General features: G+C 45.2%; 16 protein-coding genes. 13 read left to right on the top strand and 3 right to left on the bottom strand.

Translation table 11 applies throughout. The features are described 5' to 3' along the window. Window positions 1-53: 53 nt before the first annotated feature. Window positions 54-1,097: an mRNA surveillance protein pelota gene (locus WOA13_RS07355; protein ID WP_342127284.1), complete on the top strand. Its 1,044-nt coding sequence runs from the start codon at window positions 54-56 to the stop codon at window positions 1,095-1,097. A gap of 12 nt (window positions 1,098-1,109) precedes the next feature. Here WOA13_RS07355 and WOA13_RS07350 read toward each other — a convergent pair whose 3' ends face one another. Further along, complete coding sequence (locus tag WOA13_RS07350; RefSeq protein WP_342127283.1) at window positions 1,110-2,009, bottom strand: DNA integrity scanning protein DisA nucleotide-binding domain protein; 900 nt, start codon at window positions 2,007-2,009, stop codon at window positions 1,110-1,112. A 121-nt stretch (window positions 2,010-2,130) separates the two neighbouring features. Here WOA13_RS07350 and thpR point away from each other — a divergent pair, with 121 nt between their 5' ends. After that, entirely contained in the window at window positions 2,131-2,676 is a 546-nt protein-coding gene (gene thpR, locus WOA13_RS07345; RefSeq protein ID WP_342127282.1) for an RNA 2',3'-cyclic phosphodiesterase, read from the top strand. An 88-nt stretch (window positions 2,677-2,764) separates the two neighbouring features. On the opposite strand, the gene WOA13_RS07340 is transcribed toward thpR, so the two are convergent. Beyond that, the gene (locus tag WOA13_RS07340) at window positions 2,765-3,664 is read right to left on the bottom strand and encodes an FAD:protein FMN transferase (RefSeq protein WP_342127281.1); all 900 of its coding nucleotides are present in this window, start codon (window positions 3,662-3,664) and stop codon (window positions 2,765-2,767) included. A gap of 257 nt (window positions 3,665-3,921) precedes the next feature. Between WOA13_RS07340 and WOA13_RS07335 the strand changes: the two genes are divergently transcribed. From WOA13_RS07335 to WOA13_RS07285, 11 genes are all read left to right on the top strand, one after another. Then, entirely contained in the window at window positions 3,922-4,323 is a 402-nt protein-coding gene (locus WOA13_RS07335) for a hypothetical protein (RefSeq protein ID WP_342127280.1), read from the top strand. 11 nt (window positions 4,324-4,334) lie between these two features. Continuing rightward, window positions 4,335-5,810, top strand: coding sequence for a methanogenesis multiheme c-type cytochrome (gene mmcA / locus WOA13_RS07330; RefSeq protein WP_342127279.1), 1,476 nt, complete (start codon window positions 4,335-4,337; stop codon window positions 5,808-5,810). A 31-nt stretch (window positions 5,811-5,841) separates the two neighbouring features. Continuing rightward, on the top strand, window positions 5,842-7,182 hold the full coding sequence (rnfC, locus tag WOA13_RS07325) for an Rnf electron transport complex subunit RnfC (protein WP_342127278.1): 1,341 nt from the start codon (window positions 5,842-5,844) through the stop codon (window positions 7,180-7,182). A gap of 1 nt (window position 7,183) precedes the next feature. After that, complete coding sequence (gene rnfD / locus WOA13_RS07320; RefSeq protein ID WP_342127277.1) at window positions 7,184-8,113, top strand: Rnf electron transport complex subunit RnfD; 930 nt, start codon at window positions 7,184-7,186, stop codon at window positions 8,111-8,113. Continuing rightward, entirely contained in the window at window positions 8,106-8,678 is a 573-nt protein-coding gene (rnfG, locus tag WOA13_RS07315; RefSeq protein ID WP_342127276.1) for an Rnf electron transport complex subunit RnfG, read from the top strand. The genes rnfD and rnfG overlap by 8 nt, the downstream gene beginning before the upstream one ends. A gap of 11 nt (window positions 8,679-8,689) precedes the next feature. Further along, a complete protein-coding gene (gene rnfE / locus WOA13_RS07310) occupies window positions 8,690-9,301 on the top strand; it encodes an Rnf electron transport complex subunit RnfE (protein WP_342127275.1) in 612 nt (203 codons plus the stop codon). 1 nt (window position 9,302) lies between these two features. Further along, window positions 9,303-9,893 carry an Rnf electron transport complex subunit RnfA gene (rnfA, locus tag WOA13_RS07305; RefSeq protein WP_342127274.1) on the top strand — a complete coding sequence of 197 codons (591 nt, stop codon included), beginning with the start codon at window positions 9,303-9,305 and terminating at the stop codon, window positions 9,891-9,893. Beyond that, window positions 9,890-10,687: an Rnf electron transport complex subunit RnfB gene (gene rnfB / locus WOA13_RS07300; protein WP_342127273.1), complete on the top strand. Its 798-nt coding sequence runs from the start codon at window positions 9,890-9,892 to the stop codon at window positions 10,685-10,687. The genes rnfA and rnfB overlap by 4 nt, the downstream gene beginning before the upstream one ends. A gap of 12 nt (window positions 10,688-10,699) precedes the next feature. Beyond that, a complete protein-coding gene (locus tag WOA13_RS07295; RefSeq protein ID WP_048205953.1) occupies window positions 10,700-11,032 on the top strand; it encodes a DUF4870 domain-containing protein in 333 nt (110 codons plus the stop codon). Window positions 11,033-11,178: 146 nt separating this feature from the next. After that, complete coding sequence (locus WOA13_RS07290; protein ID WP_342127272.1) at window positions 11,179-12,153, top strand: replication factor C small subunit; 975 nt, start codon at window positions 11,179-11,181, stop codon at window positions 12,151-12,153. Window positions 12,154-12,157: 4 nt separating this feature from the next. Further along, on the top strand, window positions 12,158-12,664 hold the full coding sequence (locus WOA13_RS07285; protein ID WP_342127271.1) for a COG2426 family protein: 507 nt from the start codon (window positions 12,158-12,160) through the stop codon (window positions 12,662-12,664). A gap of 14 nt (window positions 12,665-12,678) precedes the next feature. Here WOA13_RS07285 and WOA13_RS07280 read toward each other — a convergent pair whose 3' ends face one another. Next, the gene (locus WOA13_RS07280) at window positions 12,679-12,900 is read right to left on the bottom strand and encodes a histone family protein (protein ID WP_342127270.1); all 222 of its coding nucleotides are present in this window, start codon (window positions 12,898-12,900) and stop codon (window positions 12,679-12,681) included. Between the last annotated feature and the right edge of the window lie 2 nt (window positions 12,901-12,902).

Below are 12,902 nucleotides of genomic sequence, written 5' to 3'. Positions count from 1 at the left end.
CATCTGTGGATGGCAGGTATGGATATATGATCGTGTAAATCGTTGGTGTAATCATGAGAGTAACAAAAAGAGACCTGAGGGGAAATAAGGAGGGTGAGATAGCCCTTACTCCGGAGACGCTGGATGATCTGTGGCACCTTAAATATATCATCGAGAAAGGTGATCTCGTATTTGCTCTTACTAAACGGAAAGCCGAGGCTGCCAGCGATAAGCTCAGGCCGGAGAAGGTCGAGAAGAAGAACGTGAGGCTTGGTATCAGGGTGGATGACCTCGAGTTCCATAAGTTCTCCAATCGTCTCAGGGTTCACGGTCTTATAGAACACGGGATGGATGCCGGTTATCACCATACTCTTAATCTTGAGGGAGGAACTGCCCTCTCTATTATAAAGCACTGGAAAAAGGACCAGGTCGAGCGTGTGAACGAAGCAGAAGCTGCATCAAAAAAGCCCAAGGTTATTATTGTGGCCATTGAAGAAGGGGATGCAGACATTGGTTTTGTGAGGCACTATGGAATTGAGCTTTATTCACATATCCGCCAGTCTTCCGGGAAAGGCGAGGGAACGCTTCGTGAGGTCTTCTTCGATAACATACTGGAGCAATTGAAGCATGCCATGTGCGGGACTGAGTCTGTTGTGGTTGCAGGACCGGGTTTTACAAAGGATGACCTGATGAAATACATCTCTTCGAAGGACCAGGAACTGGCATCGGGTATTCTTGTTGAGGACACATCGTCCATAGGCATGTCCGGGTTTCAGGAAGTGCTTAGAAGGGGTGCTGTTGACAGGATCATGGAAGAGTCCAGGATCGCAAGGGAATCCTCTCTGATGGATGAGCTCTTAAAGGAAATGGCTCTTGGGGGTAAGGTCGCCTATGGTATGGATGAAGTGAAAAAGGCCATCGATTATGGTGCCGTGGAAACACTTCTGATAGCTGATGAGCTGCTCCGGCTGGAGCGGGAAGAGGGCAACATCGATGCTATGATACAGGAGGTAGAACATGCGCAGGGGACCATGGTAGTGTTCAGCACAGAGTTCGAGCCAGGTGAGAAGCTGCACTCTCTTGGTGGCATTGCAGCCATGTTGAGATTCAAGATCTGATAGAATCAGCTATCATCGAAGTCTTTGTCTGGCACTGCCCAATGCAGGCCTTTCGATGTAGTCCAGGCAAAGCAGTTCTTTTCCATCCATATATACTCTGACAGTACCACCGGATTCGGATATTGTCACAGCTATTGCGAAAGTGTCCCTTGTGATGGCAGCGGCTGATACATGCCTTCCACCCAGGCCCTTTTCAATGTCGACATCTTTTGCATCAACATCAAGGTACCTGCCAGCAGCATGGACAAGACCCTCTTTGGATATTACAAAAATCCCGTCAAGAAGGGCAAATTCCTTGATCGACTCCCAGTTCTTTTTTACCAGTATGTTCCTGTGCTCGTCCTTGTGACCTGCATATGGGTTGAGTATCATCTGGTGGGAACGCTCCATTACCTCCTCGGTATCACCCAGGATAAAAGCAGTTCCGATCTTGTGACCTTCCCTTCCACTTGCAGCAATATCAAATGCTATGGTGAGTGCCGCACGCATGACCTCGGGTTCGATCCTTTCTTCACATTCCTGAAGTATCCTGATAAGGGGGCTCTGGGATATTTCGTGGATCACTATTGCGCTTGATTCCTTTGTCTGGATCAATCCGACGATGGTACCTTCTCTAAGCTCCCCTATGATATGTTCAATAGCTGCTGCCTCTTCGATATACTGGACATTTCCTGATGTTTCCCTGTTAATGGGTTCGATTATCTTCTTCAGGTGGTCGCCCTCATCGACAGTGTCGGAGATCAGGTTATCGATTATGCTTTTCTGACGTCTGGTTACATAATATATGGGAATGTCTGTTTCAAAATCCTCAAGTTCAATGTCCCCGGATACTATTATGGCAGGAGCTCCAAGTTCTTCAGCGATCCGGACCGCATGTCCTGCCAGTACTTTTGCTGTAGTGTTAGTATCCATCCATTCCCTCATATATTCTGTATTATTAATTATGGAAATTATCGATTATATATATTATCTATAATGTATCCCATATGGCACAACAGTATTCTTTAACAGGTATACTATCTATTTTGTTAATATGGCCAGAATATTTGTTGCAGTCGATCTGCCGGAGGAGTTCCGTGATGAGGTCCGTAGCATACAATCACGTTTTTCCGGTCTGAAATTGAAACTGGTGGACCCGGAACTTGTACATGTGACCATGAAGTTCATCGGGGAAGTAAAGGAGTCCGCTGTACCGGAGGTTGCGGAAGCATTGGGGAATGTTAGGTGCAGGTCATTCGATGCACTTATAGGGGGCATCGGGGTTTTTCCAAAACCTAAAGCTCCAAGGGTTCTATGGTTGGGTGCGGAAGGTAACTTTGAGCTTCTTCATGATGAGGTCGAATCAAGCCTCTCAAAGTTCAGGTTCAAGAAGGATAAGAAGAAGTTCACTGCACATGCTACACTGGCAAGAATAAAATTTATGCCTGCAGGCCAGAAGGATGAATTCCTGGAACTGCTTGACGAGCTAGGCGATGTTGAGCTTGGTAAAATGGTGGTTGACAGGATAAGTTTGAAGAAGAGCACTCTGACCCCTCAGGGTCCTATATATGAAACCCTTCATGAGGTCATGCTGGAATGACCAGGTCATGCACCATTTCGCATAAATGCCGTAAAAATGTGCAGGAGCATGGCTTTTTGGCCACCACTCCTACAATCTCTCAAACTCCTTATTGTTCAATTATTGTTTCGTATTCTGCAAAGCCTTCTGAGCGAAGTATCCTTTTGTCCGATGTGATGATCAGGCATTCCACTCCTTCAAGGGATTCGATCAGCTGCATGCCTTCCTCTTCTCCGAGGACGAATACGGTGGTTGCAAGGGCATCGGCATCCATTGTGCTTCCTGCAATTACCGTTGCACTGATAAGTTCTTTAACTGAGTAACCGGTCCTTGGGTCGGAAATGTGTGAGACCTTTGCAGCATCACTGAAATAGCGTTCATAGTTGCCGCTTGTTGCAACGGCCATATCTTCAAGCTTCATGACGGTGATGAAATCTCCCTGCTTGTCGGGATTCTGGAGTCCAACTGTCCACTGGCTTCCGTCTGGTTTTGTGCCAATGTACCTTCCGTCTCCTCCGGCATCAACAAAACAACTGGTTATGCCTTCTGAGAGCAACACTTCTATGGCCTGGTCAACAGCATATCCTTTTGCTATTCCTCCAAGGGCGATCTTCATGCCTGGTTCCATGTATATATTGTCACCTTCGATGGTGATCATTCTGTAATCAACAAGCTCAAGGGTGGTGTCTATCTCTTCCTGTGTGGGCGGCTTGTATGTTCCACCGGGGCTGAACTTGCTTGCCCAGAGATCGAGTATCGGCATGACCGTGATATCAAATGCACCATTGCTTATCTCTGAATAATATAGTGAGCGCTCAACAACATAGATCAGGTCAGGTGAAGCTCCTTCAAGCTTTGAATGTTCATTAAGGGCACTTGCCTGGCTTTCATTCTTGTAAGTGCTCATGATGCCATCGACGTTCTCAACTCTTTCAAAAGCCTTGTCTATGGTCTGTCCCGCGTGTTCCCCGTCAGAATCATAGATCGAAATTGTAACTGTTGTATCCATTATGCTGCGGGAATCTGTGTTAAATATTTCATTCTGTATTGGAAAACTGCTCTCCTGCTCTTCATATAATGCGCTGAATGAAACGGTAACTATAACGATTAATACTAGCAATAGAACTGTTTTTTTGTCCATGCCTTAGGGATATATGTGCTTAATATTAAGCTTATTTCGAAACCTATAAATATTCACAATCAATGATTCTGGCAATTATAATAGTCGACGGATGTTAATTATTATTCATGATAGGATGTGTAAGAATGAGTGATTCTAGTGCAGGAATTGCGTCGGGAGGAAATACAGGGAAGGATAAGTATCTCGCCGTTGCAATTCATCAGATCATAGAGGAATATGGTTGGAAAGGCATCGAAAAACAATTTGGTGCCGATCATCACATGATCTATGTAAAATCCGGTTCTCCGCTGGATAAGATCGAAGTGAAAGCACACAAGGTCGGAAAACGCCTTGATGTTAATTTTTTGGGCATAACGCCAAAGAAAGGTCTTCTGGACAAGGTCTTTGATTTTAATGTAAGGGAAATACCCAAGAGCTTCGACCTTCACAAATATGTATCTGATAACATGACCGTTCTGGAAGAACAGCATCTTACTACAATTATCGGTGTTGTCCTCAAGGAATTGGAGGACGTAGCAGAGGATTAAGAGGGGATCAGATGGCAAGATTAGAAGTTATATTACTGGCAGCCGCCATTTTCATCTTCGCATTTGCAGGAGTTTTCGCTAGCCTGGGTTACAGTGGCAATGACGCGATCGCTCATCACTATATGACCGAAGGGGAATGGTCGGACTCAAGTTGTGGAGGATGTCACTTCACAGTAGCTGATCATGTGGATACCAATACCCATATTCAGAGGGATATTGATGAATGGGATCCACTTACAAACTTTGACATTGAGACAGAAGGAGAAGAAGAGTGGCTCGAACTCTATGGTGCTTATCATCCGGGTGGAGGAGCACTAGAAGAGTATGGCGTAGATGTGGATTGTATGGTCTGCCATGAGCAATATGGCATGTATGATTTTGAAGCACGTGCTATGAAGTTCAGCGAAGGGGACTTTGAGAATGCAAATGAAGCAGCAATGATCGATGCAAATGCTGCAGTGCAGAAAGATAATATCAGGAAATTCACCTATTTCTCAAATGCTGTTACTCCACTTCCACTGTTACTATTGTTCCACGACACCGTAAACGGTGCACCTACGAAGGAATCATGTTCTGATAACTGCCATGTGGCAAATGTTCCTACAACAGCTGTAATGTGGTCTGCACCTGATTATGAGGAGTTCGATGTACATGCTGAGGTTGAATGTGCTGAGTGTCATGAGATATCGCATTCAAGTCTTTTCGTAAAGTCAGATGTTGAAGATATCCATGAACTGGAAGCTGAAACTCGCAGCTGCGATGATGCAGAATGCCACGCAGGTATTTCACATGGACCTATTGCAGATGCTCACCTTGAGGCCGTAGAATGTGAAACATGTCACATTCCTGCACTTCCGGGAGGAGAACTTCCAGCTGGAACTACCCTTGAGTCCTTTGATTGGTCAAACGGCGAACGTGTTGATTCCTACAAGATGGACACGATCAAACCTGTGGTCGCATGGTCCAATGGTGTCGGAGAAGATGAACTGAGGATCCCTGATGAGAAGGATGATCCGGACGTGAAACTCGCACCTTTCAATGTTGTGACAGGTATCTGGTGGGACGAAGGTGTAAACCCTGAGGTCGCAGAAGCACCAGACACCAGCAAGGAATCTGGTGATGCGATACCTGTGGCACACGTGAAAGCCGCTGATGCAGATCAGGACGGTGCTGTTACTGTAGAAGAAATGAGAAGCTATGATGGAAATGCTGATGGTGAAGCTGATTATCCGAATGCTGTTCTCAGGACAGTTGACCTTCATTACAGGCTGAGTCACAATATCGCAGGTTCAGAGGTTGGAATGGCAGACCCATTGGAGTGTGCTGATTGCCACGGTTCAACTGCAACAGCGATCGACTGGGAGGTTATTGGCTACGATTCCGATCCTGCAGAGACAGATCCGCCAACAGATTTCACAACAAAGACGATCGGTGTGACCATACCGGGAGCAAAGCCTCCTGAAGTTGAAAGGGAGCCTGCGTTCTAAGGAGTTGGTGTTTGTGACAAAGGTCAATATAATGAAAAATATACCTGAAAAGGTCATTATTCCCTTAAAGCAACATGACGGCACTGCATGTGAACCGCTTGTGAAGAAAGGGGATATGGTCTGTGAAGGGCAGAAGATAGGCGAATGCGGAGCTTATAATTCCGCATCTGTCCATTCAAGCGTATCCGGGGAAGTTCTTTCCGTTGAGGAAGCACCTCATCCAAACGGAAACAAGGTAAACAGCGTTATAATTCAGCCATCTGAAGAGGCTGAATGTGCCGATCTCAAGCCAAAGGAAGTTCCATCCGGTGAACTTGCAGATCTCATAAAGGAAGCCGGTATCGTTGAGCATTATGGGTGCCCTACACATATGGTACTCAGGCCGGAAGGCAAAAAGGTAGATATCGTACTGGTAAATGCCACTTCATCTGAATGGATCGGTGGTCATTATGATACACCTTCCCAGTATTCATCACAGATGCTTGATGCACTGAAGTTATTGATGAAGGCTTCAGGTGCCTCAAAGGGTGCTATTGTACTAAGGAACGATGACCTTGAATCCATCAATTCTTTTGACGGATTGAACTATGATGGAAAGCCAATAACTGTTGCTCCACTTGTCGGCAAGAGGAAGGTCAGCTATTACTTCAAGGATATGGCATCTGACATTGTGGTCGTATCACAGGAACACATCTACGGTAAGAAGATCCTTGATTTGTTCACCTTTAATGTTACAGGAAGGAAGGTTTCTTTTGGTTGTGTGCCTACTGATGTTGGTGTTGCGATATGCAGTGTAAAATCTGCAAAAGCACTTTATGATGCAGTAAATGCAGGGAAACCATATATCGAGACCGTGGTCTCTGTTTCCGGAAAAGTGAATAACCCACAGAAGATCCTTGTGAAGATCGGAACTACATTCAAAGATGTAATTGAGGCATGTGGTGGGTACATCGGTGAACCTGGCAAGCTCATTGCAAATGGTTCTATCACAGGTGTTGCACAGTATACCGATGAAGTGCCGGTGAGCAAGACAACGACATCCATATACGTCCAGTCGGCTGATGAGGTTGTAAGAGGCGAATCCGTTGACTGTACTCATTGTGCAAGATGCATAGATGTGTGTCCTGTGAATCTTGTTCCAAGCAGGATCGCAGCACTATCCGATCAGGGACGCTTTGATGAATGCCGCCAGATGCATATCATGAATTGTGTGGAATGTGGCAGATGTGCAGCAGTGTGTCCTTCGAAGATACATGTTCTGCAACTGATAAAATATGCAAAGAATTCTATCGAAAAGGCGTATGAAGACTTAGCTCCAAAAGAATCCCCTGCTAATCTTAAATTAGGATGTGGATGCAGTGGAGGCGAATAAGATGACATTTACTATTTCAGCTCCCCCTCACAGAAAAGAGAATATTACTTTCAAGAAGATGACCTGGGCGAAGATAATTGCTCTTCTGCCAGTATTCTTGTTATCTGTATATTTATTTGGTGTTCCTGCAATAGGGCTGGTCATTGCCAGTATCTTTGCAGCAGTAGTGACTGAGGTCGCAATACAGAAAGCATTTAATCAGAAGATAACGATCGATGATGGAAACACAATTCTCATTGGTCTGATGGTTGCGATGATTATACCACCGGAAGCTCCTTTATGGATTCCTATGATCGGTTCTGTCTTTGCGATCGGAATAGGAAAACATGCGTTTGGAGGTATCGGATCCTATGTTTTCAACCCGGTACTTGCAGCATGGGTATTCCTGAGCCTTGCATGGTGGTCAATAATGAGTCCGTATTCCTATCCTCAGACTACTGCTCTGTCTGACCTGATATTGGAAACAGGTGCAGGTCACATCGCAGGTGTATCACCTCTCGCATTGTTGATCCCAGGTTGTATCCTTATATTACTGCGCTATGTGGAATGGAGAATTCCAGTTTCATTCTTTGTGACCACGATCCTGCTTGCAGTTCTTGTTGGTGATAGTCTGTCATACGTTGTTCTCGGTGTTGTCCTGTTTGGTATCCTGTTCCTTGCAACGGATACTTCCAGTTCACCTGTCACCAAGAACGGTCGTGTTATTTATGGAATTGTTTGTGGTGTTCTTGTCGTAGTATATGGCCATTTTGCAAATTATGTTGATGCGATCTTCTATGGTCTGTTCCTTGCAAACTGTGTTTCATCATTGATAGACAATAACACACTTCCTGGTTCTTATGGTTCAGAGACTTTCTTACAGCGCAAGTACAAGCGTATCCTTTCAAAGGTTCCTTTCAAGGATCGCCTGGAGGTGCTATTAAATGACTGAGTCAAACAAGGATGTAGTAGTTATCATAGGTAAGCTGGTGTTGATATCTGTCATTGCTTCAGCACTTCTGGCTGTAACATATGTGCCTACAAGTGAACAATTAAAGAAGAATTATGAAGAAGCGAGAACTTCAACGCTTGCTGAATTGATGCCTCAAGCTGCAGAATTTGAAGCTGTGTATGGTGATGAGATCATTAACGATGAAGGTGACCGGGAAATATTGTATTACCGTGCAAAAGACAGTTCCGGGAATCTTATCGGATATGCTTTCTTCAGGCAACACCCTGGTGCACAGGGATTATTGGAAGTTGCCGGAGGGGTTGATGCTTCATTCAATGAAGTTACTGGCATGAGTATCATGTCTCATGCTGAAACTCCTGGTCTGGGGTCCAAGATCACTGAACCACCTTTCAGGGACCAGTTCAATAATGTGAAAGTAGCAGACCTGAGTTTGTCAAAGTCTGGTGGTGCAATTGATTCAATTACCGGTGCCACGATATCATCTCAGGCAGTGGTAGATGCCCTGAATGCCCAGATTGGAGATATACAGGTAGCAGAGGCTTAAAAGGTGATGTTATGAATGCTTTAAGTGAATTTATTCGTGGAATTACAAAGGATAACCCTGTATTTGCTTTGGTATTGGGTCTTTGTCCTACATTGGCAGTTACCACGTCCATTGATAATGCTATTGGTATGTCAGCTGGAACGGCTTTTGTACTTATCTGTTCCAACCTTCTGGTCTCTGGCCTGAGGAAGCAGATCCCTGCTTCTGTGAGATTGCCAATATTCATTTTGATAATAGCAACGTTCGTTTCGATCGTAGAGATGGTTATGAAGGCTTATTTCCCACCGATGTATGCGGCGTTGGGTGTTTTCATTCCTCTTATTGTTGTCAACTGTATCATCATTGGACGTGCTGAAGCATATGCTAACAAGAACAACATGTTCTATTCTCTGATCGATGCATTGGGTATATCAACAGGTTTCCTTCTTGTCCTTGTGCTCATTGGAGGTATCAGGGAACTTCTGGGAACCGGCCAGATCGTGGTATTTGGTCTGGAAGTTATCAGTATCCCGATCAATCCGATCACCTACATGATCCTTTCACCGGGGGCTTTCCTCACAATAGGTATTTTGATGGCAATAGTCAATTATAGAAGAGCAAGGAAGCTCGCAAGAGGTGGATAATATGGCAGCTGACGTAAGTTTATTCCAGATATTTATGGATGGTGTGTTCATTAAGAACTTCCTTGTCATCCAGTTCCTTGGCCTGTGTTCATTCGTGGGTGTGACCAAGGATACAAAGAGCGCTGCAGGAATGTCCGGTGCTGTCATCTTCGTAATGACTATGGCGGCAACGGTGTCATATCTGATCTACTCTTTCGTATTGATCCCGTTGAAGCTTGAGTTCCTTAGTCTGATCAGTTTCATTGTTGTGATTGCTGCCCTTGTGCAGCTTGTGGAGTTCGTTGTCAGGAAGAACGTTCCTTCACTGTACCGTTCACTTGGTATCTACCTCCCGCTTATCACAACCAACTGTGCAGTTCTTGGTGTTGTACTTCTTAATGTCCTGAATGAATACTCTTTCATACAGAGTGTTGTTTTCGGAGTTGCAGCAGGTCTTGGTTACACTATAGTAATGTTGATGATGTCCGGTATCAGGGAACGTAGTACTCTTGTAAATGTTCCGTCTGCGGTCCGTGGTCTTCCGCAGGCATTCCTTATAGCAACAATGCTTTCAATGGCATTTGTTAACTACTTCGGAGTGATCCCATTATGAGTCTGACAACTTTACTTATCCAGGCAATGGCAACACTTGGTGGTCTTGGTCTTGTGATCGGTATCATGCTGATCGCAGCCTCAAGGCTGTTTAAGGTGGAAACCAATCCTCTTGTTGAAGAGGTTGTTGAGGTCCTCCCGGGTGCCAACTGTGGTGCCTGTGGTTTTGCAGGATGTGCGGATTTCGCGGAACGTGTCGTGGAAGATAATGCTCCTCTGGATGGATGCCCTGTGGGTGGTTTTGAGACTGCAAAGGAGATCGGTGGAATTCTCGGCCAGGATGTTTCAGAGGCAGAGAAAGAATATCCGTACCTCAGGTGTAATGGTGGTACCAACTGCGTCGACAGGTTCGATTACGTGGGTATCGAGGATTGTACTGCCGTGATCATGCTCTCTGATGGTGAGAAGGGATGTAATTATGGATGTATGGGTCGCGGGACCTGTGTACGTGCATGTCCTTTTGATGCTATCACTATCGGTGATGACCGTCTTCCTGATGTGAACAAGAACCTCTGTAAGAGCTGTGGTCTCTGTATTGATGCATGTCCAAATGATGTGCTTATGTTCGCAAAGGACTCCGAGAAGGTGCATGTCCAGTGTAATTCACATGACAAGGGTAAGACCGTAAAGGCAGTCTGTGAGATAGGATGTATCGGCTGTAAGATCTGTGAGAAGAACTGTCCTGAAGATGCTATCAAGGTCACAAAGTTCCTTGCCGAGATCGATCAGGATAAATGTACAGCATGCGGAATATGTGTTGAGAAATGCCCGCAGAACTGTATTGAGATGAGATAACGGAGTGATCATATGACATACAAGACTTCCATTGGACTGAATGAGAACATTGTGGGTATACTGTGCTATCTGGGATTCTGGATCACAGGTGTCCTTTTCCTCTTTATTGAAAAGGAGAACAAGTTCGTCCGCTTCCACGCATTCCAGTCAGCAATGCTTTTCATGGTTCTGACCGCAGTTGTCTTCCTGGTGGCATGGATCCCTTATGTGGGGTGGATACTTGCTGATTTCGGAGGTTTCTTTTCCCTCTTTGTGTGGATATCTTTCATGTTCATTGCATGGAGAGGTTCAAAGCTTAAGGTACCGGTTATTGGTAAGATCGCTTACAACCACGCGTACAAGTGAGTCCGGAATATTCCGGATTCCTCTTTTAGGGTCATGTGTTTCGTTCACATGATGCTATATTATTTTTATATTTTCTTTATGTCACGAAAGATTAAAAAGTAAAATCAACCTTATTCTTCCTGCATTGATATTGCAGGTCAGCAGTAATGGCTGGAGGGTTTAAAATAAAAGAAGAGATATGGATCGAGAAATACAGGCCTTTTAAGCTTGAAGATATTGTGGGTCAAAAGGAGACTACAGAAAGGCTGATCTCATATGTAAAGACCGGTAATCTTCCTCACTTATTGTTCTCAGGTCCTCCCGGAGTTGGAAAGACAGCTACTGCTGTGTCTATTGCACGTGAACTTTTCGGGGATGACTGGAGGGAGAACTTCACAGAACTCAATGCGTCGGATGAGCGTGGTATTGATGTTGTAAGGACCAAGATCAAGAACTTCGCAAAGACCTCCCCTATCGGAGGTGCCGATTTCAAGATAATCTTCCTTGATGAAGCAGATGCTTTAACGTCCGATGCGCAGTCAGCACTGCGTCGTACGATGGAGCGCTATACGGGTAACTGCCGCTTCATATTGTCCTGTAACTATTCTTCAAAGATCATCGAACCTATTCAGTCCAGGTGCGCTGTTTACCGTTTCCGCCACCTTACTGAGGATTCCGTGGCTGAAAGGTGCAGGCATATTGCTGAAAAAGAGGGGCTTGAAATTGCTGATGATGGAATGGAAGCACTGAAGTACGTTGCTCAGGGTGACATGAGAAAGGCAATAAATGCACTTCAGGCAGCTGCTCTTTTTGATAAGACCATCCACAGGGATGCCATATACAGGATAACTGCAACAGCCCATCCTGAAGAGATCATGGAACTGCTTAAAACCGCATTATCCGGTAATTTTGTGCTGGCGCGCAGGAAACTTGATACTCTTATGCTGGAAAAGGGTCTTTCCGGAGAGGATGTCGTCGGGCAGATCTATCGTGCTATTTTCGACATGGATGTAGCAGGCCAGCGTATGGTGGACCTTATGGATATGATCGGCGAGGTTGATTTCAGGCTTACTGAAGGTGCGAACGAAAGAATACAGCTTGATGCTTTGCTGGCACATTTTGCCCTGACCAAGGAGCAATAAGGCAATGCCTTTTCAAGAGCAACTGCTGGATGCACTCGCAAGTGTGCCTTCATGGCTGGCAACGGTAGTGCTCAGTGCATTGCCGGTATCCGAGCTTCGTGGTGCCATCCCTGTTGCTATAGGGATATATGGAATTGATCCGGTAGATGCTTATCTGCTTGCGATCATAGGGAACCTCCTCCCGGTGATCCCTCTTTTACTTTTCCTGGATCCGGTGTCTTCTTACCTCAGGAGGTTCAAAATTGGTGATTCTTTCTTCACCTGGCTTTTCACAAGGACCCGCCGAAAACATTCTGAAAGCATGGATCGTTATGGTACACTGGCATTAACGCTCTTTGTGGCCATTCCGTTGCCGGTTACAGGTGCATGGACCGGTTGTGCAGCTGCTTTTGTGTTCGGTGTGAAGTTCAGGCATGCCCTCATGGCGATCACCGCAGGCGTCCTGATATCAGGCATTGTTGTGACGATAGTCACTCTTGCCGGAATGGGCGCGATAGATCTGTTACTATAAAAAAGAAGGTGACATTAATCACGGGGTTTCGTGAGCATGTCAAAGGCAAGTTTTATGTCTTCATCTTTTACTGTTTTTCTTCCGGCATGATTTGCATATATTATAGCTTCTTTTGCTATCTTTACTCCGTAATCTTCGAGTATCTCCAAAAGGATGGATGCTGCAGACTCACTGACCCTTTCTGCATTGGCACTTCGGATCAAACGTTCGACGGAAGCTAATGGTAGTATAGGCATTT

The organism is Methanococcoides sp. LMO-2 (assembly GCF_038432375.1).
GTDB classification, from domain to species: Archaea; Halobacteriota; Methanosarcinia; order Methanosarcinales; family Methanosarcinaceae; genus Methanococcoides; species Methanococcoides cohabitans.
The sequence above is the reverse complement of the archived record's forward strand: the minus strand, read 5'-3'. Positions and strand labels throughout refer to the sequence as shown.